The organism is Frankia sp. Hr75.2, from assembly GCF_949319125.1.
GTDB lineage: Bacteria > Actinomycetota > Actinomycetes > Frankiales > Frankiaceae > Parafrankia > Parafrankia soli.
Window position 1 is genome coordinate 1 of sequence record NZ_CASGGV010000339.1, and the last position, 26,752, is coordinate 26,752.

General features: G+C 73.1%; 21 protein-coding genes. 6 read left to right on the top strand and 15 right to left on the bottom strand.

Features of this window, described 5'->3' with window-relative positions:
• Positions 1–252: 252 nt before the first annotated feature.
• The 11 genes from AC559T_RS32915 to AC559T_RS32965 form a co-directional block, all read right to left on the bottom strand.
• Entirely contained in the window at positions 253–555 is a 303-nt protein-coding gene (locus AC559T_RS32915) for a DNA glycosylase AlkZ-like family protein (protein WP_498871162.1), read from the bottom strand.
• Positions 556–654: 99 nt separating this feature from the next.
• Entirely contained in the window at positions 655–2,001 is a 1,347-nt protein-coding gene (locus tag AC559T_RS32920; RefSeq protein WP_498871163.1) for a CE1 family esterase, read from the bottom strand.
• 74 nt (positions 2,002–2,075) lie between these two features.
• Complete coding sequence (locus tag AC559T_RS32925) at positions 2,076–3,536, bottom strand: wax ester/triacylglycerol synthase domain-containing protein (RefSeq protein WP_498871164.1); 1,461 nt, start codon at positions 3,534–3,536, stop codon at positions 2,076–2,078.
• A gap of 299 nt (positions 3,537–3,835) precedes the next feature.
• Complete coding sequence (locus tag AC559T_RS32930) at positions 3,836–4,495, bottom strand: DUF4232 domain-containing protein (protein WP_112109260.1); 660 nt, start codon at positions 4,493–4,495, stop codon at positions 3,836–3,838.
• A 54-nt stretch (positions 4,496–4,549) separates the two neighbouring features.
• On the bottom strand, positions 4,550–5,305 hold the full coding sequence (locus AC559T_RS32935; RefSeq protein ID WP_071059092.1) for an ABC transporter ATP-binding protein: 756 nt from the start codon (positions 5,303–5,305) through the stop codon (positions 4,550–4,552).
• A complete protein-coding gene (locus tag AC559T_RS32940) occupies positions 5,278–6,144 on the bottom strand; it encodes an ABC transporter permease (RefSeq protein WP_498871174.1) in 867 nt (288 codons plus the stop codon). Before AC559T_RS32940 ends, AC559T_RS32935 begins: the two co-directional genes overlap by 28 nt.
• Before the next feature lie 229 nt (positions 6,145–6,373).
• Positions 6,374–7,411 carry an ABC transporter substrate-binding protein gene (locus AC559T_RS32945; RefSeq protein ID WP_498871165.1) on the bottom strand — a complete coding sequence of 346 codons (1,038 nt, stop codon included), beginning with the start codon at positions 7,409–7,411 and terminating at the stop codon, positions 6,374–6,376.
• An 82-nt stretch (positions 7,412–7,493) separates the two neighbouring features.
• Positions 7,494–8,417: a TauD/TfdA dioxygenase family protein gene (locus tag AC559T_RS32950; RefSeq protein WP_498871166.1), complete on the bottom strand. Its 924-nt coding sequence runs from the start codon at positions 8,415–8,417 to the stop codon at positions 7,494–7,496.
• Positions 8,418–8,854: 437 nt separating this feature from the next.
• Positions 8,855–10,144 carry an ROK family protein gene (locus tag AC559T_RS32955; protein WP_112109263.1) on the bottom strand — a complete coding sequence of 430 codons (1,290 nt, stop codon included), beginning with the start codon at positions 10,142–10,144 and terminating at the stop codon, positions 8,855–8,857.
• A gap of 240 nt (positions 10,145–10,384) precedes the next feature.
• Positions 10,385–10,468: a putative leader peptide gene (locus AC559T_RS32960; protein WP_368672142.1), complete on the bottom strand. Its 84-nt coding sequence runs from the start codon at positions 10,466–10,468 to the stop codon at positions 10,385–10,387.
• Between the two features lie 113 nt (positions 10,469–10,581).
• On the bottom strand, positions 10,582–11,403 hold the full coding sequence (locus AC559T_RS32965; RefSeq protein WP_020458368.1) for an AraC family transcriptional regulator: 822 nt from the start codon (positions 11,401–11,403) through the stop codon (positions 10,582–10,584).
• Positions 11,404–11,722: 319 nt separating this feature from the next.
• On the opposite strand from AC559T_RS32965, the gene AC559T_RS32970 reads away from it, so the two are divergent.
• From AC559T_RS32970 to AC559T_RS32990, 5 genes are all read left to right on the top strand, one after another.
• Entirely contained in the window at positions 11,723–12,394 is a 672-nt protein-coding gene (locus AC559T_RS32970) for a TetR/AcrR family transcriptional regulator (protein ID WP_498871167.1), read from the top strand.
• A gap of 364 nt (positions 12,395–12,758) precedes the next feature.
• Positions 12,759–14,024, top strand: a complete 1,266-nt coding sequence (locus tag AC559T_RS32975) for an amidohydrolase family protein (RefSeq protein ID WP_020458366.1) — start codon at positions 12,759–12,761, stop codon at positions 14,022–14,024.
• A gap of 300 nt (positions 14,025–14,324) precedes the next feature.
• A complete protein-coding gene (locus tag AC559T_RS32980; protein ID WP_498871168.1) occupies positions 14,325–15,080 on the top strand; it encodes an NPP1 family protein in 756 nt (251 codons plus the stop codon).
• 306 nt (positions 15,081–15,386) lie between these two features.
• Positions 15,387–15,596: an NfeD C-terminal domain-containing protein gene (locus AC559T_RS32985; protein WP_498871169.1), complete on the top strand. Its 210-nt coding sequence runs from the start codon at positions 15,387–15,389 to the stop codon at positions 15,594–15,596.
• A 116-nt stretch (positions 15,597–15,712) separates the two neighbouring features.
• Positions 15,713–17,203, top strand: coding sequence for a flotillin family protein (locus AC559T_RS32990; protein WP_498871170.1), 1,491 nt, complete (start codon positions 15,713–15,715; stop codon positions 17,201–17,203).
• 117 nt (positions 17,204–17,320) lie between these two features.
• Here AC559T_RS32990 and AC559T_RS32995 read toward each other — a convergent pair whose 3' ends face one another.
• The 4 genes from AC559T_RS32995 to AC559T_RS33010 are packed head-to-tail and all read right to left on the bottom strand — an operon-like array spanning position 17,321 to position 25,930.
• Positions 17,321–18,607, bottom strand: a complete 1,287-nt coding sequence (locus AC559T_RS32995; protein ID WP_498871171.1) for a TIGR02679 family protein — start codon at positions 18,605–18,607, stop codon at positions 17,321–17,323.
• Positions 18,604–23,001, bottom strand: a complete 4,398-nt coding sequence (locus tag AC559T_RS33000; RefSeq protein WP_498871172.1) for a TIGR02680 family protein — start codon at positions 22,999–23,001, stop codon at positions 18,604–18,606. The genes AC559T_RS32995 and AC559T_RS33000 overlap by 4 nt, the downstream gene beginning before the upstream one ends.
• Positions 22,998–24,275, bottom strand: coding sequence for a TIGR02678 family protein (locus AC559T_RS33005; protein WP_112105342.1), 1,278 nt, complete (start codon positions 24,273–24,275; stop codon positions 22,998–23,000). The genes AC559T_RS33000 and AC559T_RS33005 overlap by 4 nt, the downstream gene beginning before the upstream one ends.
• Complete coding sequence (locus AC559T_RS33010; RefSeq protein ID WP_112105343.1) at positions 24,272–25,930, bottom strand: TIGR02677 family protein; 1,659 nt, start codon at positions 25,928–25,930, stop codon at positions 24,272–24,274. The genes AC559T_RS33005 and AC559T_RS33010 overlap by 4 nt, the downstream gene beginning before the upstream one ends.
• Positions 25,931–26,357: 427 nt before the next feature.
• Here AC559T_RS33010 and AC559T_RS33015 point away from each other — a divergent pair.
• On the top strand, positions 26,358–26,752 hold a 395-nt coding region (locus AC559T_RS33015; RefSeq protein WP_498871173.1), incomplete at its 3' end, for a transposase family protein.

Genomic DNA, 26,752 nt, shown 5'->3' on the forward strand with positions numbered 1-26,752 from the left:
TCCTGTAACAGGGCACTCCACTCACCAGGCACCCCCGCCGCAGGGCGCTCCTCCCGCCGGGAACCCCGGTCACACTGCGCTGCGCTCGCTGGACGTTCCGCTCACCGAGCGCGACCCGAGCTCGCGGGCGAGGGCGCCGGCCAGCGAGCCCCGCGGCTCGACCTCGATGCCGTCCAGCTCCAGCCAGCGGGCCAGGGTCCTGAGCTCGGTCGCCAGCGCCCGCTCGGCCCGCCAGCGGAACAGCGGCTGCCACTACACAGGAACGAAGGACGCCTCGTGCGCCCAGTACTCGAACGCCTTGCGGTCGATGTGTACGTGGCTGTCCAGGGCGTCGGTCGGGTAGGGGCCGAAGCGGGAGAAGCCGGGCAGGTAGTGCGCCCTGGCCAGCACGTTCACCGAGTCGATCTGCACGACGCCGACCAGGTCGACCAGGTTCCGGATGGCGCGGGCACCGCCCGGGGCCGGCCCGTGGGGACGGATCAGCCCCTGGGCGGCGAGCGCGAGCCGCCGGGCCTCCCCCGGGGTGAGCTCGTCGCCCCGCCCGGATTTCCCCACGGATCGCAGCGTATGCGGGATCCTCCGTCGCGAAGGTTGCTTCGAGCCAAGTGGCGGACCCGCCAGCGGCCAGGCCACCGCTGCCCACGCCCCGGCCGGTCAGTTCCCCAGTCGGAACCGCGACACGAAGCTCCAGATCACGGCGTTCGCATCGAGATCGCCGCTGACCCGACCCAGCACGTCGACCGGGAACAACGAGACACCGCCGGGCCAGGTGTGGCCGCCGCCGACAATCTCGTAGAGAACCACCGGCGTGCCGGCCGGGCAGCCGGCGAACTCGTGGCGGACGACGGTCGTGCCGTCGGCCGGGGCCCGGTCGGGCAGGGGGGTGTCGACGGTCGTCGCCGCGCAGCCGGCGGACCGTGCCCAGGCCTGCGCCCCGGCAGCCGCCTCCGCATATTTGAGCACCCGGTCGTCGGCGCCGTGGAGGACCACCATCGGCACCGGGGCGGGCCGGGCCCGCGGGTAGCCGGGACATCCGGCTCCGGGCGCCGACCCCGCCACCGTGGCGAACGCGGCGAAGCGGTCGCGGGCCCGGCAGGCGAGCGACTGCGTGAACAGACCGCCGTTGCTGGTGCCGGAGGCGTAGAGGCGGGACGGGTCCGCCCCGAACCTGGCGATCACCAGGTCGGCGAGCGCGCGGGCGAACCCGGGGTCGTCGACGGGCGGGGAGTCCTCCCCGCCGGGCACCCCCTGCCAGCCGATCCCCTCATGCGCCGGGACCACCAGGAGGTAACGCTCGCGGTCGGCGGACGACGACAGCCGGCCCGTAAGCTCCGCCACCGCCGGGGTCTCGAACATCCCCGGGAAGTGGAACAACGCTGGGAGCGGGCCGCCCGGCGCCTCGACCGGAACCCGCACCGCCGCCCACCGGTCGACGCCCGCGTGCCGGAGCCGGACCACGTGGTCACCGGGATCAGGCACGCCGTCCACGATGGTGATCTCGGCCGTCGAGGGCCGCCCGGGACCGCTGGCGGCGTCCAGGCCGCGGACACGAGCCGGGCCGGACCAGGTGGCGGTTCCGTCGGCGGGCCGCAGCACCTCACCACGGACGTCCGCGGTGATCTCGATCCCGGCGGACGGGTCCCGCAGGGCCCACGAACCCGACCACGGCCGGTCGGCCGCGGCGTCGCGGCTGGCGGCGATGGTGATCGTCGCGCCGCCGCGCAGCTCGGCGGCGCCGCCCACGGACCGGGTCCGCTGCTCCCAGATGTCGTCGAGGACGGCGATCCCGCCCTCGGTCGCGTCGCCGGCGGCGCCGGTCAGCGCGTAGCCGTCCCCGGGGCCTGGCCCGGTGTCGCGGAGCCGGACCGACACGTGGTCGAGGCGGTCCGAGGCGGCGGCGGACGCCACGGTCAGCTCGGTGGCGCCGTGTGCCGGCCCGCCGGCACGCGCGGCCGCCGGGGTGACGCAGGCCGCGACAAGCATCGCCACCGCCGGCAGCACCCGCCCAGCCGAGCCCCCCGGCACAAGCCAGCCCCCTCGCACAGCCCGGGCCCGGCGCGGGGCCGGCGTCCGGGTCATGGCAGCGCCCGGTTCCCGGCGAACGCCCGGACGGCGTCGGCGAGCAGCGTGACCTCCGCCGCCCACAGCCGGGCGAGATCGCGCGATCCGGGCAGAGCGGCGTCCGCGGCCGTCCCGACGCTCACGGTGTCACCGAGGCCGCTGAGGTGGCAGGCGAGCCGCTCGCCCGGGAACAGGGTCGGGACGGGCACGGCCGTCGTGATCGGCCGTCCGGCCGCGGCCAGTGGGCCCGGCGCCCCGGCCTGGTTGGACACCGACAGCACCGACGAACGTCCGCTCAGCCCGGCGCCGAACAGGCGGGGCCGGGCCCGCGCGGGCAGCAGCTCGAAGAGCAGGCGCTCGCCCAGGCCGAGCGTGCCGCCCTGCTTGAGACGATCCGTCCGGTCACGTACCGCGAACAGGCGGCCGAGTGGGAGCGGCTCGGCGCACGGCAGGACGACGCGGGCACCCGCCACGAAGTTCGCGAGCATCGCGCGCTCCCCCGGCTGGCGGGTGCTGACGGCCATCGCGACCGCCATCCCACCGGCCCGGCCGGACAGCGCACCCCCCGCCCTGACCATGCCGCCAGCGCCGGCCGCGCCGCCCGCACCGCCCGCGCCGTCCGCGCCGTCCGCGCCGTCCGCGCCGTCCGCGCCGGTCCACCGTCGCAGGGCGCCGGCGAGCGCCGCCAGGAAGGCGTCGTTGACGGTGCCGCCCACCGCGGCGCCGATCGAGCGCAGCAGCGACAGGGACGTCGTCTCCCAGCTGTGTGTGGTCCGCCCCGCCCACGGAGCCGCGAGGACCGCCGACCCGGCGGCGGGGGTGAGCCACCGCAGGGAGCGCGCGGCGGCGGCTCCGACCTCCCGGGCCCGGGCGCGACCGGGTTCGCGCCGCTGCGGCGGGACGAACGCCATCGGGTCGGTACCGATGCCGAACAGGGCCGAGAGGACGAGGTTCTTCGCCGTGCCGTCCTGCTGGATGTGGCTGGCCCGGTAGAACAGGGCGAACTCGGTGTCGTCGGCGGAGCGCAGCAGCCACAGCTGCCACGGTGGCCCCGACAGCGGCACCACCGCGCCGCTGAGCCGTTCCACGAAGTCGCGCAGCGCCGTCCCGGCGAACCCCGGTGCCGCCGCGGCCCCGTCCACGGACGGGGGTGCGGGCGCGGCCGACGACACCGGGTGCTCGCGGACGAGGCAGTCCAGGTCGACCTCGGGATCGGCGCGCCAGCCGTATCTCGCGCGGCGCCCCGGCAGGCAGACGAGCCGCTCGGTCAACAGCGGGAACCGGCGCAGGCGCTCGGCGACAAAAGCGCGCAGTTCGTCGATTCCAGGAGCCGGTCCGGTACCGAGAAGCAGGCAGTTCACGTTTATCGGCACGTCGGCGTGCAGGAGCTGGTATTCGAGCAGGGCGGTGTCGAACGCGTTGAGGAAGCGGATGCGGTCCATCGACTGCTGGCTCGCTCTCTGCTCCGATTTCACTCCACGGATTCGGCGCGGTGGCAACCGGGGCAGGGGCCGGGGAAAATCCGCCGAGCCGGCGCGCCAGGACGACGACGCTGGAACCGGCACCGGCGCGCATCGCCTCGAAAGGCGAGCGGAGAAGAATTCGCGGACGGGTTCGGCGACCGGGCGGCGGCGTGCCACCGTTGGAGACCGTAACCCGGCCGGCTGGTCCGGGCTGGCCCGCCGCCCCTTTCGGTGGCACCCGCCCCGGAATTCGACCGCCGGGCGGAATCGTCACCGGACGCGGCGCGGCGCGCGCCGGTTGACCGGGACGGTCAGGGCTGGCCGAAGGCGCCGACCGCGAGCTGGTGCACAGCCGGATCCCGACACGTCTCGACACCGGCCGGCAGTGCCGCGAGCAGGCTCCCACGGTCGTCGGGCGGGTACACCCGCAGATTCGCGCCCCGCACCGCCTGACCTGGTTCCTCGCAGCCCGGAAGCAGCCCGGCCTGCGTGATCGCCAGCGTCGCGCCGGTGCTGCCGCCCGGTGGCAGCGTCACCGGGGTGCCCGCCGGCCCCGTGCGGTCAGCCGCCGCCCCGACCTGGCCACCGGTGGCGTTTACCACCGACACACCGGGGTAGCCGACGACCGAGCAGGTGCCGGGACCGGTGTTCCTGAGCACGATCCGCCCGTAGACGTGACCCGCCGCGCCCTGGACGTCCTCGAGGGACGCGGCGAGGCCGGTGGACACGCAGGCCGGCCCGGCACCGCCGGCACCCGTGACCGGGATCCCGGCGGACGGGCCGGTCGAGCCCGTCACGGCGGTCGGCCGCGCGGTGGACGCGGCTGGCGGCTGGCTGGTCCCGGAGACGACCGGCGGGCCCGGCGGAGCCGACACGGCCTGGTCCGCCGGTCCGTCCGACCCACCGCAGCCGGTGACCGACGCCGCGAGCGACAGTGACGCCACGATGAGCATGCCTCGGCCTGTGCGCATACCGGCCTGCCTACCCCGCGCCCGGCCGCCGCAGACCACGGCCCCGTCGGGGTGTCAGGTTGCGGCCTCGGCCAGGTCACGAACGCCCAGCTCGGTGAGCAGCCGGGCGCGCAGGGCGGCGAAGGCGGGATGGGCCCGGGGCCGGGGAGTCGGCAGGCCCACGGGGACGTCGAGGGAGAGCCGGCCGTCGGTCAGGACGAGGACCCGGTCGGCCAGCAGGATCGCCTCGTCCACGTCGTGGGTGACGAAGAGGACGGCGGGGCGGTGCCGGCGGCACAGCTCCTGGAGCAGGGCGTGCATCCGGATGCGGGTGAGCGCGTCGAGCGCGCCGAACGGCTCGTCGAGCATGACCAGATCCGGTTCGCGGACGAGGGCACGGGCCAGCGCGACCCGCTGGGCCTCGCCGCCGGAGAGGGTGACCGGCCACGAGCGCTCGCGCCCGGCGAGCCCGACCTCCGCCAGCGCGGCGCGCCCGCGCCGGTCGACGTCCGCGCCGGGCAGGCCGAGGACGACGTTGCCCAGCGCCCGCGTCCACGGCAGCAGCCGCGGCTCCTGGAAGACCACCGCGCGCCGGCGGGCGGCGAGCACCTCGCCGCTGACCTCGTCGTCGAACCCGCCGAGGATCCGCAGCAGGGTGCTCTTGCCCGACCCGCTGCGCCCCAGCAGGGCCACGAACTCGCCGGGCGCGACGGTCAGGTCGAGACCGTCCAGCACGACGTGGTCGCCGAACACCCGAGTCAGCCCGCGGACCCGGATCGCCGCGGCCGCCTCGTCGGCACCGGTCAGGTCCCGGAGAATCCGCGTCGCCATGACAGCAGGCTCCTTTCGAGCAGGCGGACGAAGCCGTCGCAGAGCAGACCGAGGAGTCCGTAGATCACCAGGCAGAGCACCATGATGTCGGTCCGGTTCCAGGCCTGGGCGCTGTTGAGCAGGTAGCCGATGCCGGAGTCGGTGTTGACCTGCTCGGCGAACACCAACAGCAGCCAGGCGACGCCGAGGGACCAGCGCAGCCCCACCAGGAAGCCCGGGAGGGCACCGGGAATGATCACCCGCCGGACGAGACCGGCCCGACCGAGCCCGAAGGCCCGGCCCGCCTCGACGAGCTTGATGTCCACGCTCCGGATCCCGGCGAAGGTGTTCATGTAGATCGGGAAGACCACGCCGGCGGTGATGAGGAAGATCTTCGCCTCCTCGCCGATGCCGATCCACACGATGATCAGCGGGAGCAGGGCGATCACCGGAATGGTGCGCAGGAAGTTCATCGCCGAGTCGACGACGTCCTCCCCGAACCGGAAGAAGCCGGCGATCACGGCGAGCGCCAGGCCGATCGCCACCCCGAGCGCGCATCCCCAGCCGACCCGGTAGAGGGACACGCCGAGGTTGTCGGCCAGCTCGCCCGAGCCCCACAGCTCCCGGGCAGCGTCGAGCACCGCGCCGGGCGAGGCGAACGCGCGGTCGCTGACCAGGTCGAATCCGGTGACCGCGAACCACCCGAGCAGCAGCAGCGCCGGACCGGCCAGTCGACGCGCCCACGACGGGACGGCCCGTGCGCGCCGCGCGCGGTTCCGCTTGCCGGTCGGATCCTCGAGCAGGGGAGCCCCGGGCCCGTCAGGTCCGGCGCCAGCGGGCTCGCCGGACGCCACCGGCACGCCGGACGTCACGGGCACCCCGGACGTCACGGGCACCCCGGACGTCACGGGCACCCCGGACGTCACGGGCACCCCGGACGTCACGGGCACCCCGGACGTCACGGGCACCCCGGACGTCACGGGCACCCCGGACGTCACGGGCACGTTGACAAGGCCGGGCGCGGGAGCGGCTTCACCGATGACCTCGGTCATGTCGTCCTCCCTTCGACTTGCCGTGGGCGGAGAGTGCTCATGTCGGCAGGCTCGCGGCGGTGAACGCCGCGGTCAGCTCGGTGGTGAACGCCTTGTCGACCTCGTCGTCGACGTTCAGCGACGGGGGCAGCTCCCCGACGTCGGCGAGCAGCTTCGCCTGGGTCCGCTGGCTGTCGACGAACGCCGCCGTGACCGGGGTGTACCTGCTCTCCGGCAGGCTCTCGAAGTACTTCCGCGCAGCGACCGGATCCTGTTTGAGCGTCTCCACGTAGTACTTCTGGATCCACTCGTCCGGGTTCTGCTTGGGCCACGCCGAGGCCCGGGAGAGGCGGAGCACGAAGTCCCGCACCGCCTCGCGGCGGGCCGGGTCCGCCAGCGCGTCCTTCGCCGCGAGCAGCACCGAGTACTGCGGCAGCGGCTTGGTCTCCACCTCGTAGGACCCGGCGCTCTGCGCGGTGACCGCCGCGCCGAACTGGCGGACGTACACCACGGCGTCCACGGCTCCGGAGGAGAAGGTGGCGGGCAGGCTCGCCGCCGGGACGTTGACCGGGGTGACGTCGTCCTGGGTGAGCCCGACCGAGTCGAGCTGGTTGAGGAGATAGCCGTGCAGGGAGGTCCCCCGGGTGAACGCGACCCGCTTCCCCTTCAGGTCGGCGAGGCTGTGGATGCCGGAGCCGGCGGAGGCGAAGATGGTCTGGCTGTTCACCCTGTTCTCCGCCACGGCCACGGCGACCACTCCGGCGTCCGCGGCGTTCGCGAACAGGACCGGCGTGTCGCCCATGAAACCGACGTCGAGCCGGCCCGCGCTGAACGCGGCGTTCATGTGTGGCCCGTCGGCGAAGTTGTTCCAGTTCAGCTTGTAGGGGGTGTCACGGCCCGCGCCCGACAGCGTGATCGGGAGCTCCAGGAACTTGCTCTGGTCGCCGATCCGCAGCGTGCCGGCCTTTCCGCCGGACGCGGGGGCGGCCGGGTCCGAGTCGCCGCCGCCGCACGCGGCGAGGCCGACCGTCAGCAGGGTGGCCAGGCCGGCGGACGCGAGCGCCAGCCGCCGCCCACGGGTCCGTCGATGGTGCATGGGTCTCTCCAGGTGGCAGGAGCCGCCGGCGCCGACTGGGTCGGCGCCGGCGGTCAGGGGTTCAGGACGCCGCGGGCGACGGTCAGGAGCCGAGGAACGGCTGGCCGGCGACCAGCTCCGACTCCGCCCCGTCGACACCGACCGGGACGTCGCCCTCGAGGGTCACCCGGTAGAGAACCCGGTCGAAGTCGAGATGACCGAGGTCGGACGGCCCGAGGTGCGCCGTGGCGCGGTTGTCCCAGAAGGCGATGTCACCCGGGTTCCACTTGAACCGCACCGTGAACTCCGGCCGGGCGATCTGCTCGTAGAACAACTCGAGGACACGGTGGCTCTGCCGGGCGGACAGGCCGATGATCTCGTTGTCACGCGCGGTGAAGCTGGGGCTGACGAACAGGGCCCGCTCGCCGGTCTCCGGGTGCACCCGGACCACCGGGTGGATGGCGACCAGCGGGTTCGAGGCGATCCGCTTCCCGTACTCGCCACCGTCGAAGATCGGCAGGCTGAAGCTGTGCCGCGCGCGCAGGCTGTCGGCCAGCGTCCGCAGCGGCTCGGGCAGGGCCTGGTAGGCCGCGACCAGGTTCGTCCAGGCGGTGTCACCGCCGTAGGGCGGGACGATGTCGGCGCGCAGAATCGACCCGGCGGGCGGGTTGACCAGCGCCGTCACGTCGGTGTGCCACCCGTTGTCATAGGTGACCTTCCGGTTGCCGAAGAGCTGCGCGTAGCGCCGGCTGTCGATCGGCAGGATCTCGGGGAACCCCTCCGGGGGCGCGGTCTCGTGCGGGTGGGCGGGAGTGAGCTTGCCGAAGCGCCGCCCGAACGCCACCTGCTGGGCGTGGTCCAGGTTCTGGTCGCGGAAGAACACCACCTTCCAGGTCAGCAGCGCGGACCGGATCTCGGCGATGGTCGCGTCGTCGAGTTCCTCCCGCAGGTCGACGCCGTGGATCTCGGCGCCGGTGTATCCGGACAACGGCCGGACGTCGATCAGTGTCTGGACCTGACTGGTCATCGTCACATTTCCCTTCGGATCGCGAATGCGTACGGGTACCGGGAGAAGGACCGCCCGAAAAGGCGGTCGAGAACATGCCGGCACCGGTTTCGGGAATCATCCCGAATACGCGCGCCAACCATCCTCCCGGCAACCAGCGCGGGCAGAGATTGACAATGGAGCGCGGTTACGGGTCACCGGTGCGGCGCGACACTCCCCCGGCCAGCATTAATCCACCGGGGATGGTGGAAATTCAGCGCTGGACGAGGACGGAACAGTGGGAGCCACGCCGGAAGAAGCCGCCGGAGCGGCGCCCACCCGGAGCCGTACATCGATCCACGGAGACCGGGAGAACATTCCCCCGAGTTCCCACGGGGCGCTGCCCGGCGGCGTCCTTCACAATTCCATTGTTGCTCGGTTAATTCGCCAGGTCAATGATTTCCGATCGGATGGAAATATTACGGAGCCGCTACCGGGGGTCGTGACCACTCGGCCGCCCTGGCGGCCTGCCGGTCGCGGCGGGTGTGCACCGTGCGCGGGCTGCGGTGCACCGAGTCGAGTACGGTCGCCGCCGCGGCGACGGCGAGCACGTCCGTCCCGAAGCTGCTGGGGCGCACGACCCGCTCCGGGTCCCCGCACGCGCGCGAGAGCCGGGCGATCTCCTCGTACAGGTCCGGGAGCAGGTGCGGCAGGTAGATCGCGGACATCTCGGTCAGGACGAGGAGTTCCGGGTCCAGCATGTCGAGCAGCGTCGCGGCGATCCTGGCGACCCCCCGCAACCGTTGGCGCAGCAGTCCCACCACGAGGTCGTCGCCGGCACGGGCCGCCCCCAGCAGGAGCTCGGCCTCCGGTCGCGGTATGGCTCCGAGCTCGACGGCCTTCACGAGCAGCGCGCGGTCCGACAGCGCGGTCTGGGCGCAGCCCCGGCCGCCGCAGGAGCACGGCAGGTCGGCCCCGGGCAGGTTCAGGTGCGCCACCCCGCCCGCCGCCGAGCGAAGGCCGTGATGCACGACTCCGCCGGTGGCGATGGCCGCGTCCACCACATGGCCCACGAACAGGTGCACCAGGCTTGCCCGGGCCCGCGGCTCACCGAAGAGGATCTCCGCCTGAGCCAGCGCACGGGCATGGCCGTCCACGCTCACCGGGAGGCCGGTGCGGGCGGCCAGCAGCGGGCCCAACGGCAGGTCCCGCCAGCCCAGCGGCTCGTGTTCGACCACGACGCCGGTCCGTGCGTCGACGTGGCCGCCCGTGACCACGCCGAGTCCGAGGACCCGGCGGTGGCCGGCGTGCCGGCGCAGGAATCCGGGCAGGTGCCGAACGATGGTCGAAAGCGTGTCGTCGGCCTCGCCCCGGTGCGGCAGCTCCTCGCGGGCGACCACCCGGCCCCGCAGGTCGACGATTCCGAAGGTGAGCATGGGGACGGCGATGTGCACGCCGCAGGCGAGGTGGGTGTCGGTGTCGACGTCGAGCGGCACGCTCGGCCGCCCCGCCCGCGGCGCGCCGGCAGCGACCGGCAGCTCCCGCAGCAGCCCGAGCGAGATGAGGTCGGCGGTCTGCCGTGAGACCGCGGCCGGGCTGAGACCCGTCGCGGTGCCGATGAACCCCCTCGCGACGGGCCCGTGATCGAGGACGGCGCGCAGCACGGCCGCCGCCGATCCGGCGCCTTTCGAGGTGTCCCTGCGATCGTTTCCGGGCCCGGCGAGGCCGGTCGGCGAGATGGTGGGCGGGTTCGCGCTCCGGATGGGCACGGAGATCCTCCTCACGCGCGTGTCGACCCACCGGGTCGACGACCGTCGAAGGCCTGCACGGTGGGGCGCCTCCCGCACCGGCGGCGGGAGTACGCGGATGTCTGGCGGTGTGTGCGCGGCACGGTTCGGCTCAGCGGGAGACGCGGCCAGTAACCGGGGGCGGCAGACGCCACGGGAGCACTACCCGCGTGGCGCGACCCGCGGCCTACGGCCCGCGGCGTTCCGGGCAGTGGCGGGCGGTCAGCCGACCGGCAGACAGAGCGCGCTGGCGACGCGGCGGAGGTCAACATGAGCACGACGAACAAGGCGCGGGTGCTCGGCCATGGTCAGAACGTAGGTATTGGAGGCACCATTTGTCAACTAGTTCGGTATACATAGTGTCCATACGTCCGTCGCCGAGCTGGTCGCGGGCACACGTCGCCGGGCTCGCCGGGTGGTCAGCGCCCGCCGCGGTGCGGACGCCGTCCCACCGGGGCCAGGGCCGGAGGGACCACCCCGATCCGCTGCCGGTAGGCCGACGGGCGCTCGCCGCAGTACTGGGCGAAGGCCCGGGCGAAGGCGCTCGGGCTCTCGAAGCCGACGGCGGTCGACACCTCGAGCACCGACCGGGTGGGGTCGGCGAGCAGCGCCATCGCCCGCAGCAGCCGGGCCTGCACCAGGTAGTGCCGCCACGAGAGGCCGAGGGCGGTGCGGAACAGGCGGCGCAGGGTCCGTTCCGAGACGCCGACCGCCCGGCCGACCTCGGCCACGGAGACCGCGTCGAGGTGGCGCTGGGTGTAGGAGATGGCCGCGGCGACGACCGGATCGGTCGAGGTCGGCAGGCTCAGCGGAGCCTCGTGACCGAGCGCCTCGACGACGAGGTGGCCGAGCGTGCGAAAGAAGCCGTCGGACACCGGATCACCGCTCGGGCGGGTGATCGGCCAGCGCCGAGCGTAGATCATCATCTCCCGGACGAGCGGCGGCGCGGCGAGGATCCGGGCGCGGTCCCCCGGCCGGTCGATCAGCCGGGGGTCGAACAGCACGGCGATCGAGCGGACCGCCGAGTTGATCGTGACCCGGTGCTCGAGACCGGCCGGGATCCACGCTGCCTGCCGCGGCGGCAGGAGGTAGTGGGTGCCGGCGGTCTCGACCTCGACCATCCCGGAAATGGCGTACTCGATCTGGTGCAGATCGTGGGAATGCCAGCCGGTGACGAGCCGGTCACCTTCGTAGTGGTGGCTGCCACCGAGAACCCGCGCCCCACGCCGCATGTCGACCATGCCGATTGCGCCGGCCGTGCCGGCCACATCAGCTGTGCCGGCCACATCAGCTGTGCCGGCCATCCGTGCCAGGCCGACGCCGACGGGTTCAAAAGCTCCGCCGGACGAATATACGGAGGCGGTCACGTTACGAAAGAATAGTTGAGATTCCCGACACTCGCGGCGTAATGGCGCGACACCGTTGTTCAGACCAGTCGGAAGGCTATGCTCGGCGGGTGCACAGCGCCATGCCGCCGAATGGTCAAGGAAACACCGGACGGACACCGCGCTCCGCACCAGCCGCGCCACACGGCCGCGCCCCGGGCGCGGCGGTGACGGCATGACCTCGCCCCGCCGCCTCGGCGCGGAGGACTCGAGCACCCGCACGACCCTGCTCGACGCGACGGCCCAGATCATCCTCGAGGAGGGGTACGCCGCGGTCAGCTCGCGGCGGGTGGCGGCGAAGGCCGGCATCAAGCCCGCCCTCGTGCACTACTACTTCCGCACCATGGACGACCTGTTCCTCGCCGTCTTCCGGCGCGGCGCGGAGGCCAACCTGGAGCGCCAGCGGCGCGCACTGGCCTCGCCGCGGCCCCTGCGGGCGCTGTGGGACGTCGACCTGGACTCGCGCGGCACGACCCTCATGGTCGAGTTCATGGCGCTCGCGAACCACCGGAAGGCCATCCGGTCGGAGATCGCCGCCTACGCCGAGCGGTTCCGGGAGGCGGAGCTCGCCACCCTGTCGCGAGTGCTGACCGCCGCCGGAGTCGATCCGGCCACGATCCCGCCGGTGGTCGTGACGTGCCTGATGGCGAGCGTCTCCCGGGTTCTGGTGATGGAGGGCGCGCTGGGCATGACCATGGGCCACCGCGAGACGATCGACCTGGTCGAGCGATACCTGACCGAGATCGAGGCCCGCACCCCGCCCGACCCCGTGGACGCCGCCGACGCGCCCGCCCCCGCGGTGAGCCCCACCGCCAGCCCCGACGGGCCCGCGGATCCCGGGGGCTGAACAAGCGCGCGGAGCAGCCGGACGGACCGGGCAGAGCGGGTGGAGCGGCCGGGCCCGGCCACCACGGCTGGCCGTTCTGGACGGATCCCTGACCGGGCAGAACGTCGACGCCGGGGATTGGTCTGAATTACGCTGCCATCCTTAGCATTGTCCGTCCCCCGGCGCCCCGCCGGGCGACGAGGATCACAACCACGGCTCGGCGACGGGAGGTGGCCACCCGGCTCCCGTGCGCGCCGGAGGGCGCGGTACCGCCACCGGAGACAGCGGCCCACCTCCCGTCACGACCAGTCGGTCCACGACGGCCGGTCCACTCACCACGGATCGGTCCACTCAGGATCGGTCCACAGCGAGAGGAATCCGGACCATGCACATGGACGACATGATTCTGCTGAGCATCGACGACCACGTGATCGAGCCGCCGGACATGTACAAGAACCATGTCCCGGCGAAGTGGCTCGATTCCGTGCCGAAGGTCGTCCGGAACGAGGCCGGCGTCGACGAGTGGGTGTTCCAGGGCGAGAAGACGTCCACACCGTTCGGTATGGCGGCGACCGTCGGCTGGCACCGGGAGGAGTGGGGATTCAACCCCGGCGCCTTCACCGAGTTACGTCCGGGCTGTTTCGAGGTCCACCAGCGGGTCCGCGACATGAACGCCAACGGCGTCCTCGCCTCGATGTGCTTCCCGACGATGGCGGGCTTCAACGCCCGCACGTTCTCCGAGGCCCTCGACAAGGACCTCTCGCTCATCATGCTGCAGGCCTACAACGACTGGCACATCGACGAGTGGTGCGGCGCCTACCCGGGCCGGTTCATCCCCCTCGGCATCGTGCCGATGTGGGACGTCGAGCTCGCGGTGAAGGAGATCCGGCGGATCGCCGCGAAGGGCTGCCGCTCCATCAGCTTCCTGGAGGCCCCCCACGCGCAGGGCTGGCCGAGCTTCCTCTCCGGCCACTGGGACCCGATGCTGCAGGCCCTCGTCGACGAGAACATGGTGCTCAGCCTGCACATCGGCGGCGCCTGGGACATCGTCAAGCTCGCCCCCGAGGTGCCGATCGACCACATGATCGTCATTCCGTCCCAGCTCACCATGCTCACCGCGCAGGACCTGCTCTTCGGCCCGACGCTGCGGCGCTTCCCCGAGCTGAAGGTGGCCCTCTCCGAGGGTGGCATCGGCTGGATCCCGTTCTACCTGGACCGCGTCGACCGGCACTTCCAGAACCAGAGCTGGATCCACAACGACTTCGGCGGCAAGCTGCCCTCCGAGGTGTTCCGGGAGCACTTCCTGGCCTGTTACATCACCGACCCGGCCGGGCTGCGCCTGCGCGAGCAGATCGGCATCGAGACCATCGCCTGGGAGTGCGACTACCCGCACACCGACACGACCTGGCCCGAGTCACCCGAGCACGCCTGGAACGAGCTCCAGCAGGCCGGCTGCCGCGACGACGAGATCCACCAGATCACCTGGGAGAACGCCAGCCGCTTCTTCGGCTGGGACCCGTTCTCCCACACGCCGAGGGAGCAGGCCACCGTGGGCGCGCTGCGCGGGCTGGCCGCCGATGTCGACGTCACCCGGATGTCGCGCGAGGAGTGGCGCAAGCGCAACGAGGCCGCGGGAATCGGCGTCTTCTAACCCCAGGCCGGCGGGAGCCCGGACCGGGGCTCCCGCCGGAGCGTCGCGGCGATCTCCCGCCGCGGAGTTCGCAGGCGCTTCCCCGGCATCGAACCAGGTGAACCGCCCGGCGCCAGCACTGTAACGCCGGGCGGGCCGGGGACGGCGCGATGCCGACCTGCGCGTTCATTCCCAGTATTGGCCGACGCTTCATCACGGGGAAACCCGGCCCGGCCGCGGTTGTCGGGGGGAGCCGAAATGCTGGAGGCAGCATGCCCATCCGACCGCCCTGCCCATGCTGCGGTCGACCAGGAGGACGTGGTGAGGAAGAAAACGCGCATCCGCCGGTTCTCGCTCGTGATCGGCGGCGCCCTGGCGCTCGTCGTCGCGCTTCCGACGATTGCGCTCGCGGCACCCCCGGCCGCGCTGCCCGGAAACGCCGACACCATGGAACAGACGTACCAGCCGGCCTACGACTACGACACCGACGGGTGCTACCCGACGCCCGCCATCGGGGCGAACGGAGCCGTCAACGGCGGGCTCAACCCGTCCGGCGCGCTCAACGGTGGCTGCCACGACCTGGCAGACCTCAACAACACGAACGGCTACGCCCGCTACAAGTGCAACAACGGCTGGTGCGCGATTCTGTACGGCCTCTACTTCGAGAAGGACCAGGCGACGATCGGCGGCCACCGGCACGACTGGGAGCATGTCGTGGTCTGGGTGCAGAACAACCAGGCCCAGTACGTCTCCGCCTCGGCCCACGGCAGCTTCAACGTCTACCCCCGCAGCCAGGTCCGCTGGGACGGCAACCACCCGAAGATCGTCTACCACAAGGACGGCGTCGGCACCCACGACTTCCGTCTCGCCAACTCGGGCGACGAGCCGCCGGAGAACGAGCTCCACACCTGGCGTTACCCGACTCTGGTCGGTTGGAACGGCTATCCGGCCGGGGTCCGTGACGCGCTGAGCGCGGCCAACTTCGGCAGCGCGGTCTTCGGTCTCAAGGACGGCAACTTCAACTACCACCTCGAGCGCGCGATGCCTGCGGGCATCTCCTTCGACCCGAACGCCTGACGGCGCGGGCTCCGGCTTCGCCGCGGCGAGTGGGCGGGGTGGTCACCCCGCCCACTCGTCCCGGCCGCCAGGCCCCGCACGGCAAATCCCAGGCGGAGCAGACCTCGCGCGGCCAGACCCCGTCACCGGGCGGGGAGCCGGTCCCGACTTCCCACCGGCCGGCGCACGGGACCGCCATCCACCTGACAACCTGCGATGATTGTGAAGTGCGGCCACAGTCGCGCTGACGACAGCTTTTCGCCGGGCACAGGCATTGCCAGTCGACCGGGAAAGCCTACGATCATTAATTGTCGCGTGGAGGGGCCGATGGCCGACCAGGCAGTGATCGGCAAAACAGGACGGGTGACGGGAAAGATAGCCCCGGGCATGGTCGGTGAGGTCATGCTCGCGGTACGGGGCGGCTCCGAGGCATTCCACGCTTATGCGGCCGACGACGGGGTGACCTTCGCCGTCGGCTCGCGCGTTCTCGTCGTCGAGTATTTCCCTCCTCGCACCGTGCTGGTGATCAGGCTGTGACCGCGGTCGTGGCCACCCACCGGCCAACGGTGCCCCGGCGCGCCAACCGCTGTGCCCCGCCGCGGGCCGGCTGACGCCCGTTGACCAGATCTCCCGTGGGGTGAAGCGGAGGCAACATGATGATCATCCTCATCTCGGTCGCGGTCGGCGCCGTGCTGACCGTCGCGTTGTTCAAACTGATGTGGCGGGTGGCCGAACCGAACGAGGCACTCATCATCTCCGGGATGCGGGCGTACAAGGACCCGAACGACGCCGTGGCCGAGAGCCTGGGATTCAAGATAGTCACCGGAAAGGGCGTGCTGGTACCGCCGGGCGTGCAGACCGTCCGCCGGATGTCCCTGGATCTGCGGGCCGCCCAGCTCGGCATCGAATGCGTCACCCAGCAGGGAATCCCGGTCGGTGTCCGGGGTGTGGTCATCTTCAAGGTCGGTGACGACTACGCGTCCATCGCGAATGCCGCCCGCCGGTTCCTCGACCAGCAGGACAAGATGGACACCCGGGTGCACAACGTTTTCGCCGGCCATCTGCGCGCCATCGTCGGCCAGCTGACCGTCGAGGACCTCATCCGGGACCGGGAGAAGCTGACGCAGCTGACCCGGGCGAGCTCCGGAACCGAGATGGAGAAGCTCGGCCTGATCGTCGACTCGCTGCAGGTGCAGGAGATCGACGACCCGACCGGTTACATCCGCAACCTCGGGCGCCCGCACGTGGCCACCGTCGCCGCGCAGGCCAGGATCGCCGAGGCGGAGGCCGACCGGGAGGCCACCGAGCAGGAGCAGATCGCCATGGCGCTCAAGGCGGAGGCGAACCGGAACAGCTCGATCAAGCAGTCCGGGTTCCAGGCTGAGGTCGACGAGGCCTCGGCCCGCGCCACCCAGGCCGGCCCGCTGGCCGAGGCCACCGCGCACCAGCAGGTCGTCGTCGAGCAGACCAAGGTGGCCCAGCTCGAGGCCGAGCTGGAGGAGCAGCGTCTACAGGTGTCCGTGCGCAAGCCGGCCGACGCCCGCGCCTACGAGCAGACCACGCTCGCCCGCGCCACCCGTGACGCCCAGATCAGCTCGGCCGAGGCGGCCGCCCGCCAGATCGAGCTGGCCGCCGCCGCGGACGCCACCCGGGTCCGGACGGAGGCGGACGCCCGGGCGCAGCAGGTGCGGGTCCTGGCGACCGCCGAGGCGGCCTCGACCCGCGCGATCGGCGACGCGGACGCCCACGCCAAGCGGGCCGTCGGTTCGGCCGAGGGTGACGCGATGCGGGCCCGCGGCCTGGCCGAGGCCGAGGCGATCAAGGCCCGCGCCGACGCGCTCGCCGTCAACCAGGACGCCGTCATCGGCCAGCAGCTCGCCGAGCAGTGGCCGGCCATCGTCGAGGCCGCGGCCAAACCGTTCGGCGCGGTCGACCAGCTGATCGTCCTCAACGGCGCGGCCGGCCTGGGCGAGGTGCTGACCCAGACGCTGTCACAGGGCGCGGCAGGCCTGCAACTGGCCCGTTCCCTGCTCTCCAGCGGCGCGCCGGGCTCCACCCCGGCCGCGCCCGGCGCGCCCACCGCGCCCGGCGCACCGGCGCCTGACGCACCCGCGAACGGCACGGCCAAGCCAGCGGACAGGTAGGCAGCAGATCTCCCACCGCCTCACGATCGATCACCCGGACGACCCGGAGATGCGGGTGTCTCACGAAACGATCGCGTGCCACGAGGCGCCAGACAGTCGAGTGGAGGTGGAAGACCTTCACCGTCGGGTCGTCGCGGCGGCGAGATCGGCGAGCAGGTCGGGCAGGACGAGTTCCTCGTCGATCCGCCGCGCGTGGCGTTCCAGGGCCGGGCGCAGGCCCTGGTCCCAGGACGCGTCGGCCGGGCGGCCCATCAGCCTGCCGCCTTCGACCATCGCCAGGGCTGCCTCGTAGGAGCGGGAGTCGAAGCGCCACGGCAGCCACGGGACCCGTTCGAGCAGCCCGTTCGCGATGCGGATGCCGCCCCAGTCGAAGTCGCCGTGGTAGGCGAACCGCGCTCCCCGCACCGCGAGCGCGTCCAGCATGGTCACGACGGCGAGCGAGGGCTGGCCGGAGACGCAGATCAGGGGCGGGGACCGGTGTGCCAGTTCGTCGGCCGCGCTGGCGACCACGATCGGATTCTCACACAGGAAGACCATCGTGGAGCCCACGCCGAGGTCGCCCAGATCCCCGCGGCGGCCGACGAGCTGACGCAGGGTGAGCACGCAGGGCTCGCCCGCCTCGCGGGCGGCGGCCAGCATCCGCCCACTGGGGGTCACCGAGCCGCCTGGCAGGCCCAGGCACAGCGCGGTGGACGACAGCTCGTCGTGGTGCACTCCGACAGCCGCCCAGGCGGCCCGCCGCCCCGCGGCTGACCCGACGCCGGTCGGGGAGGAGCCGCCGAGCACCCGTACGGCGGCCAGCACGAGGGTGGTCAGCGGCCGGCCCTCGTCGAGCGCGTGCGCGTCGCCGGCGCGGCTCGCCGCCAGCCGGCCCAGCGCGACGCCGGGCGACGGCAGCACCTCCAGCACCCGCACCGCATCAGCCACCAGCGCGGACGCGGCATCTGGCCCGTCCGCGAGCCGGCGCAGCATCCCGGTGCCGTCCAGCCACAACAGCCAGGGGGCGAGTACGGGACGCCGGGACACCAGTTCCTCCAACGGGCCGCGGACGGCCGACCACTCCCGGGCATCCGCGGCGGCCTGCGCCGCAAGGTTGGCCACCTGCCCCGTCAGCAGGGTGACGGCGGCCTCGAGCCCGCCGGACGCGGCGCCGCTGGCGCGCAGCACGGCGTCCACGTCGTCCAGCGATACCGACAGCGAGCTGCCGGCGCCGGCCCGCCGGCCGAGCAGGCGCTCGGCGGCCCGCCGCTGGTCCGCGGTGGCCCGGGCCAGCGTGACCGTCCCGGTGAGCGGCCTGCCCCGTTCCAGCCGGCCGCGTGCCCGGGCGAGCAGCCATGCCGTCTCCTCGCCGCCGAGCAGCCGCCGCAGCCGCTCGAGGTCGCCCGGCTGGTCGGCATCGTTCACGTGTGCGGAATCGGCTCGCCGCCGGGTGGCAGAGGCTCATCGCCGAGAGGAAGAGGGTCGCCATTGAGGGGAAGACGCTCGTCGCCGACGGGAAGATGCTCGCCGAACAGAGGAAGATGCTCTTCGTCGCGGGCCCGCCGGCTGGCCGCGGCCACCTCCGGCTGTGCCGCCGGCGCCGGCAGGTACGTCGACGGTCGATCCAGCCGCGTCCGTTCGCGGCCGTCCCACCTCCACGGCGTGACCAGCACCGCGTCCACCCCGTCCCGCCGGGACAGCTGAGCGATCGCCAGCCCGGGGACCTGCGGGTAGCAGCCCCACTCCCGCTCGCTCGTCATCACGACATCCAGGTCGAAGGTGGCGAGCAGGCCCAGGCACTTGGCTCTGGAGTCGTCGTCCACCCCGGCGAACGCCTCGTCCAGAGCGATGAGGCGGGGCGCCCGCCGGTCGCCGGCCGAGTCGTAGAACGACGCGGCGGCGGCGAACAGCGGGATCGAGGCGGCGAGCACCCGCTCCCCGCCAGATGCCGGGCCGCTGGCCGGGCGCCACTGGCCGTCCTGGAACCGCTGGACGGCGAACTCGTGCCAGCGGCGGTAGTCCAGGGCGCGGGTCAGCTGCTCCGCCCAGCCGCCGGAGGCGTCCGCGCTGTGCTCCCGGCTGATCTCCTCCTGGAGGAACGCGCCGACGGTCGCCCGGTCCGCGGCGCTCCACGCGTCGGTCGTCTGCCGCAGCAGGCGGTCCCGCACCGGGCCGAGGCCCGCCGGCGCGCCGCGGGCCATCCGCCACTGCAGGCGCAGCCGCATCCCGGTCGAGGTGGGCCGCTCGGCGAGGTTCGTGTTGATCCTGCCGACCTGCTCCTCGGTGTCGCTGACCAGCTCCTGCAGCGCACTGGCGACCTCGTTGACCAGGTGGTTCTCCAGGACCTCACGTTCCTTGGCGGACAGCAGCAGCGCACGCTGCTCGGTCTCCCCCGCGAGCGCGGTGACGAGTTCCGGGACGTCCTGCCGGCGGCCCTGGAACAGCACGTCGACCACGATCACGCCGTCGGCGACGGTCATCCCGACCGAGTGGCCGTGCCGGGACAGTGCGTCGGTGAGGATCTTGTGCTCGCCCGACACACGCTGCTGCACAAGCTCCCAGCGCCGGTCGGAGTCGTCGACGTCGCCGAGGGCCGCGTTGACGGCGCGGGCGAGTGTGATCGCCGGGTTCGGCGCCCACACGGCGGACGTGTCGGGGAGGTCGAGGTCCGGGACGGCGACGGTGAGCAGTCCGGTCGCCGCGAACGCCCGCAGCCTCGCGATGGCGCTCTCCCGCTCGGCGGCCGCGGCGGTGATGGAGGCCCGCAGGGTCTCGCGCCGGCCGTCGGCCTTGCCGCGGGCGTCGATCGCGGCTCGTTCGGCGGCCCGCGCCGCCTTCTCCCGCCGGTCGCGGTCGGCGAGCTCGGCTTCGACGGCGGCGAGCTTGCGGAACAGCTCGTCGACGGCGGCGCCGGCGGTCTCGGCCAGGACCCGGTGCCGTTCGGCCCCCGCGTCGGCCTGCGCCTCGGCCTCGGCCTGTTCCTCGGCCGCCTGCCGGTGCCGGGCCGTCACCTCGGCCAGTTCCGCGCTCGCCCCCGCCGCCGCGGTGCGGGACCTGGCCAGCGCGGTCGCGGCAGGCCACAGCCTGGCCAGTGCGGTCCGGTAGTCGCCGAGCGCCCGGCGCACCGAGGCGAGGGCCGCCGGCTCGACGGGCAGGCGGACGTCGGCAGCGAAGTCCTCGACCTGCTCCCGCGCCTGCGCGGCGACCTGCCGGCGCCGGTCCGCGATGGCGGCGGCATGGTCGTGGTCGGCGTCGACGCGCCGCCTGGTGGCATGCTCGGCGCTGAGCGTCGCGTGGGCGTCACGCAGATCGGTGTCGGCGGGAAACGCGCGGTGCTCGGCGGCCAGTGCCTCGAGCCGGTCCGCCAGCTCGGCCCCGGCCGCGGCCAACCGCGTCAGCCGTTCCTCGGTCAGTTCCGCGTCGGCGCGCAGCCGCCCAAGCCGGGCCCGCCGGGCCGCCTCGCGGGAGCCTTCTCCGATGTAGCCGGCGGCCGGCTTGTGCCACGATCCGGTCAGCGTTCCGTTGCCGAAGCTGCCGTCGACCCCGACCCAGCTGGCGGAACCGTCCGGAGCACGGTCGGGCCCGCTCGGCCGGTCGGGCCCGCTCGGCCGGTCGGAGCCGCGCAGGCCGATCGTCGCCAGCAGGTCGGCCAGGGACTGGTCGCTCAGAGCGTCGGCGGCGGGGTCCGCCCGGTCCACCGCCGGAACGAGCACCGTCGCCAGTCCGCCGCCCGGCGTCGGGAAGCCGGCGGTGACCAGGACGTCGTCGGAGACGGCGTCCCGCAGCCTGCCGTCGGGGCCGACCCAGGCGTCGAGGATGCCGGCCGCCTCCAGCGCCGCCTCGATGCCGGCCCGGTGCTCGTCGGGCACGCCGGCGGCGAAGTCGACAACCTTCCACAGCGGGGCGCCGGGACGGCCGGCGCGTCCCGACCCGTCCCGGGTGTACGGGGTGGGCGGCACGTCATGGCCGCCGGCCACCAGCCGTGCGATCTCCTCCGTCAGCGCGTCGAGCTCGGCCCGGGCAGCCGCCTTCTCGGCGTCGACGGCGGCCTGCCGGCGGCCGAGGAGGGCAGTCGTCTCCCGCACCGCGTCGTCGACTGCCGCCGCGGCCGGGCTGCGGCCGTCGAGCGTCTCCACCCAGCCGGCGAGTGCCGCGAGGATCCCGTCCGGGTCGGGCAGCCGCAACTGCTCGGCGCGCCCCAGGTAGGCCGTGCAGGCCGCGACGAGGTCGGCGCCGCGTCGGGCGAGAACGTCCTCGGCGGCCGCGATCCGCTCCGCGACGGCGTGGCGCTCGCCGATGATCCGGTCGAGTTCGGTGCGGGCGGCCCGCGCCGCCGCCGCCGCGTCATCGGCCCCGCGCAGCAGCCGTTCGAGGTGGCTCACCGCCGCGTCCTGGGCGTCGACGGCGGCCTCACCGGACCGCCGCGCGCCGGCATACGGTCGCTGCTCCCGCGCCAGCTCGTCGAGCACCGCAGGGTGCCTGTCGGCGAGCAGGGCGGCGCCGGCCGCCGCGTCGGCCTCCCCGACGGCTCCGTCGAACGCGGTCTGGTCGTCGTCGACCGCCGTGGCGGCCTCGGCCAGCCGGCGCTGCCAGCTGTCGGCCGACCGTGCCGCCTGCGTGGCGGCCTCCGTCCGCTGGCTGGCGAGCTGGGCGAGCCGGGACGCGTCCTGCCTGGCCGTGTTCAGCGCCGCCGCGCTGCGCATCTCCGGGCTTTCGCGCAGCGCCTCACGCCGGGCGGTCAGGATCTCCTTCGCCGCGTCGAGGGCGTCCAGCTCGGCGAGCGCGGTGTCGAGCGCCGCCTGCGCGGTCCGGTGGGCTTCCTCGGCTTCGCCCAGCTCCCGGCCGTACTGCTCATAGCGGCTGTGCGCCTGCCGCGGTGGCGCGGTGTGCCGCCTGGCGGCGACCTGGGCGTAGCGGCTGTAGTGGCTCAGGAACGCCTGCGCCGCCGCCTGTGCCTCGGTCAGCGCGCGCAGCGCCTCCCGCTCCTCGTCCAGGCCGCGGAACGCCTCGGCGACGGTGGCCACGAGCGCGGGGTCCAGCGGCGCCAGCGCCTCGGTGAGCGCGCGGGACAGCAGTTTCTCGTCAGGCCGTTTGGACAGCTGAGGCTGACGGAGCTGGATCAGGAGATTGACCAGCGCCTCGTATCGGTGGGTGCCAAGCCCGAACAGCTCCTCGTCCACCGCCCGCCGGTAATGGGAGGCCGTGTCGAACACCTGGCCGTGGCCTTCGACGACGTCCTTCAGCTTCTCCCTGGTCAGCGCCACCCGCGTCGGGCCGACCAGGGACAGGTCAGCGCCGACCCGCTGGGGGGTGACAAAGAACCAGTGCCGGGCGATGCCCCGGCCGGCGACCGCCTTCAGCCCGGCTCCGACAGTGCGGTACTCGGCGACACCGTCCTGGCCGGTCCGGCCGAACTCCAGCCAGGCGTAACCGAGCCGCTCCGGGTGCGGATGGCGGCCTCCCAGCAGCAGGTTCCACTCCATCCGCTTGTTGCGGTCGCCATCGGGCTCGACCCGGTGGGCGGCCAGTTCCCCGTCGAGCAGGAACGGCAGCGTCAGCGCCAGCACCTTCGACTTGCCGGTGCCGTTGTTGCCGCGCAGCAGCAGCCGGCCGTCGTGGAAGTGGAACTCCTCGACGTCGTAGTAGAAGAGGTCGACGAGTCCGGCACGCAGCGGCTGCCAACGGTCCCGGCCGGGAGCAGGCAGCGACGTCCCGGGCGACGGCGCGGACGCCACCGCGGCCGGGTCCGCGGACGACCTGACCGCGGACGACCTGGCTGCGGTGATCGCCATGTCACCCCCGGGAGTCTCGCTGCTCACCGCCGCGTCTCCTTCCTGTTCCTGCGTGCTGGGCTGGCCGGCCCAATGCCGGTGCCGGTGCCGTCGGCCTGCCGGTCACGGATCGTCGGGGCGTCGAGTGCGTAGCGGGCTATCGCCGGGCGGGGCAGGACCGCCGGCGGGCCCGCCGGACCACCGGGTGCGTCGGCGACCAGCCGCAGGGCTCGGAGCTTGTCGAGCGCCACCGCGAGAAGCTCGGCGTCGGCGCCGGGTTCGGTCACCCCACGCCGCCAGTAGGAGGCGTGCTCGACCGCCATCTGTGCGACGAAGGTGCGCAGGCGGGCCAGCGGCACCGGCGTGCCCTGGCCGAGCCGGTCCGCCAGGTACTCGGCGACCAGCAGGGTCACATGTCCGTCGGTGCGCTGCTCGGGCATCCGCACGTCGGTGAGGTCGTCGTCGGGGTCGACCATCGCGATCCCCTCGGCCCGCATCTCCGCGAGCAGCCCGGTGGCCTCCTCGATCCGCCTGGTGATGGCGTGGCGCTGGCTGACCAGGTAGGCACGCTCGTCCTCGGCGAGTTCGTCGTAGTAGACGACGGGCTCGTCCAGCAGCCGGCGCGTCAGCCGGTGCCGCAGCGCGCGGTTGCGCAGGTCCTCGGTGTCGGGAACAGGCTCGTGGGTCAGCTCCGCCAGCCGGGCCTCCAGGTCCGTGGCCTCGATCGTCGACGGTCCGCGGGTGCCCGCCAGGAGTGAGGCGAGCACCCGGCGGCGGACGTCGTACAGGACGTCCCCGCTGTCGCTCAGGTAGGCGTCCTCGTCGCCGGCGACGCGCTCGAGCACGCCCAGGGAGAGCAGCAGCCGGACGACCGCGACCAGGTCGGAACGTTCGTCCCGGCGGCTGAGGGTGAAGGCGACACCGACAGCGGCCAGCTGCGGGTCACTCGCCGCGACCAGCACGCCCTCCGCCAGCCGGCCCAGCGTGATCTGGGCGTCCGCGGTCTCCAGCACCGACAGTGCCAGGCACAGCAGGACGTAGCGGCGCCGCCCGAACGGCGCCCTGCCCCGGCCGTCCCGTGCCGGGTAGGTCGCCTCCCCGGTCGTGGCGACCGTCTTGAACAGCCTGGCGGAATCCGAGTCCACCAGCAGCCGCCAGCCCGTCTCGGCGGCGAGCCACTCACGCAGCGCCGGGGCGTGCCGGCGGATGAGCTGCAGCACCTCGTCGTCCGACGCCGAGGTACGCAGGGGTCTGGCCAGCAGAGCCCGCATCGCGCGCCGCCGCGCGGCGCGGGTATCCGCCGTGACAGGGTCCGTCGTCATCCCGGTATCGGCGCGGGCACGGTCAGATCGACGATCTCGACGAGGTGTTCCGGCCCGCGCAGCACACCGTCCTCGGTCTCCACAGACACCGTGCCGCCGCCTGGCACCACGGACAGCCGGATCAGAATCGTGCCGTCACCCGACGTCGTCTCCACCGCCCCCTCACCCGGCAGCCGGGCCGCGAGCGCATCCCCGAGCAGCGCGAGGAAGAGACGGAACGCCTGCCGGTCGAGAAGCCCGAGATCGGACAGCAGCACCGGCCGGCCGAGGGCCAGCCGATCTCTGGCGGCCGCGGCCTGCCCCGCCTCCCTGGCCGCGTGCTCGGCGAGCAGGCGGCGCTGCTCGGCCCGGTCCGCAACCCGGTTCGGGGCACCACGCCGCTCGTACGACCCGGTGCGGCGCAGCTGGGGACTGATCCGTACCGGCGGTGCCTGCCGCCACGGCGTGCCGGGTGACGGCTCGTCCTCCTGCCAGGCCGAGACGGTCTCCTGGGAGACGGTCAGGTGCCGGGCCGGGGCCAGCCCGAAGGCGGCCCGCCACAGCCGGTGCGCCGCCGCGTCATCCGGCGCCTCGGCAAACCAACGCGCAAGCGCGCGGAAGTCGGCCGACCGGTCGGAACGGCCGGAGCGGCGCTCGTTGAGGGCGGCCACGGTGTCGATGAGCTGGGTGATGGCGGTGACGGCGGCACCGCGCAGCAGCCTCGCCTGGGAGGGATGGCGGGCATCGGTCGACACGAACCAGTCACGCAGGCCGCGCCACCTGTTCCGCCATCCGACCAGCGACGCCTCGACCGCGGCGTCATACGCCGCCCCCGCTCCCCCGGCCGCCACGCGCCCGTCAGCCGAACCGGCGCCCGCCGGCGAACCGTCCGCCGACGACGGACCGTCAGCCGCTACCGAACCGGCGACGATGTGCGCGTCCGGCGGCAGGTCCGGCAGCGCGTCGCTGGCCTCACGGCGAGCCACGACCTCAAGCAGACGAGTGACATCACGTTCCTCCAGCTCACCGAGCAACGTGGCGATCTCCGCGCCGCGGTTCGCGAGATCGGCGATGAAGCGGTTGATGTAGTCGATGAGCCGCTGCTTGTAGGCGACGAACGCGTCGACGTCTCCGTCCGAGAAGTCGATGACGCGGCGCAGCGACGCCATGAACGCCTGGGCGTTGTCCGCCAGGCCGGTGAACCGCTCCGCCAGCCCCAGCAGCAGCAGATGCACCTTCGCCGGGTCCAGCTCGGACGCCTCCATCATGGCCAGCCCCAACAGGGCACGCAGCTGGGACGCGATATCGTCGAGGGCCACCGACTGCAGGGCGCCCCGACGGCCGATCGCCGCCTCGTACAGCGCGATCGCCTCCTCGGCCGCCTGCCCCGCCGGGGTCAGCTGGTACAGGTACCGGGCCCGGTGGAAGTCCTCCACGCTCGTCACGCGGCCGGTGTCCGGGTCCCTGCGCAGGTTGCCCCACACCGCCAGCTGGTCGAAAGCGGCCACCATCGACTCGGCGGGGACGGCGCCGCCCACGTCGGCCGCGGCGTCCTCGGGACGCATGTGCACGATGAAGCGGTCCCGGGCCCGCGCGAAGGCTGTCAGCACCTCCCGGTACAGCCCGGAGTTGGGCACGCTCAGGTGCGTGAACGGCTGCGGCGCCGCGACAGCCACACCGCCCACACCACCCGCACCGGCCGCACCTGCCCCACCAGCGACAGCAGGCCCGACCGCATCGTCACCGGTCGACATGTCAACCAGTATCGCTGCGAGGTCTGACATGCTGACTACGGGTGTCCCACCACGCACAGTTCCCGGCACCGCGCGATCCCCCGCCGCGGCGGCGATCACGGCCTGCGGCCAGGACGGGTCCGGCGAAATCCGGGCGACGGGCGAGGTTCGGGTCCGGCAATGAGCTTTTTCAATCTCGCTTTGACTGAATCGTCGCAGAGTTCCCACGCGGAATGTTTGACGGACTTACCGAAAGATCGCCCGGTGGGGGGCGTTGCGCGACGCCTGTTGAAGTAGTGGCGAGAAAGAGAGAAGTCCCCGGTAGATCACAGGGTGCCTACTCCACTGTGCCCTTGACCGAGGACTTCCGTTGCTAATCTACCCGGGCGCCATCGCCCTGTCCGAGTCGACCCTGAACTTCCTCGCCACCCTGCTGGCCGACGACCGCGCCCGGCGGCGGACCTGGCGCAAGCTGCCGCCACGCGACCAGGCGCTCCTCGTGCTCGCGCACCTCCGCAACGGCGACACCTACGAGCAGCTCGCCGAAGGCTTCCAGGTCAGTGTCGGCACCGTCTACAACTACGTCCGCGAGGCCGTCGAGCTGCTCGCCACCCGTGGCCGCAGCCTGCTCGCAGCGGTCTGGATGTTCGCGTGGACCCAGAGCAACTTCCTCATCCTCGACGGCACCGTCGTGCGTACCAACCGTGTCCGCGCGCACAACCGGCTGTACTACTCGGGCAAGCACAAACACCACGGGATCAACCT

Bases quoted from the DNA above. Each gene is read 5' to 3' on its own strand.
- AC559T_RS32930 (WP_112109260.1), bottom strand. From the start codon at position 4,495: ATGCGCACAGGCCGAGGCATGCTCATCGTGGCGTCACTGTCGCTCGCG.
- AC559T_RS32935 (WP_071059092.1), bottom strand. From the start codon at position 5,305: ATGGCGACGCGGATTCTCCGGGACCTGACCGGTGCCGACGAGGCGGCC.
- AC559T_RS32945 (WP_498871165.1), bottom strand. From the start codon at position 7,411: ATGCACCATCGACGGACCCGTGGGCGGCGGCTGGCGCTCGCGTCCGCC.
- AC559T_RS32950 (WP_498871166.1), bottom strand. From the start codon at position 8,417: ATGACCAGTCAGGTCCAGACACTGATCGACGTCCGGCCGTTGTCCGGA.
- AC559T_RS32960 (WP_368672142.1), bottom strand. From the start codon at position 10,468: ATGGCCGAGCACCCGCGCCTTGTTCGTCGTGCTCATGTTGACCTCCGC.
- AC559T_RS32965 (WP_020458368.1), bottom strand. From the start codon at position 11,403: ATGGTCGACATGCGGCGTGGGGCGCGGGTTCTCGGTGGCAGCCACCAC.
- AC559T_RS32970 (WP_498871167.1), top strand. From the start codon at position 11,723: ATGACCTCGCCCCGCCGCCTCGGCGCGGAGGACTCGAGCACCCGCACG.
- AC559T_RS32975 (WP_020458366.1), top strand. From the start codon at position 12,759: ATGCACATGGACGACATGATTCTGCTGAGCATCGACGACCACGTGATC.
- AC559T_RS32985 (WP_498871169.1), top strand. From the start codon at position 15,387: ATGGCCGACCAGGCAGTGATCGGCAAAACAGGACGGGTGACGGGAAAG.
- AC559T_RS32990 (WP_498871170.1), top strand. From the start codon at position 15,713: ATGATGATCATCCTCATCTCGGTCGCGGTCGGCGCCGTGCTGACCGTC.
- AC559T_RS33005 (WP_112105342.1), bottom strand. From the start codon at position 24,275: ATGACGACGGACCCTGTCACGGCGGATACCCGCGCCGCGCGGCGGCGC.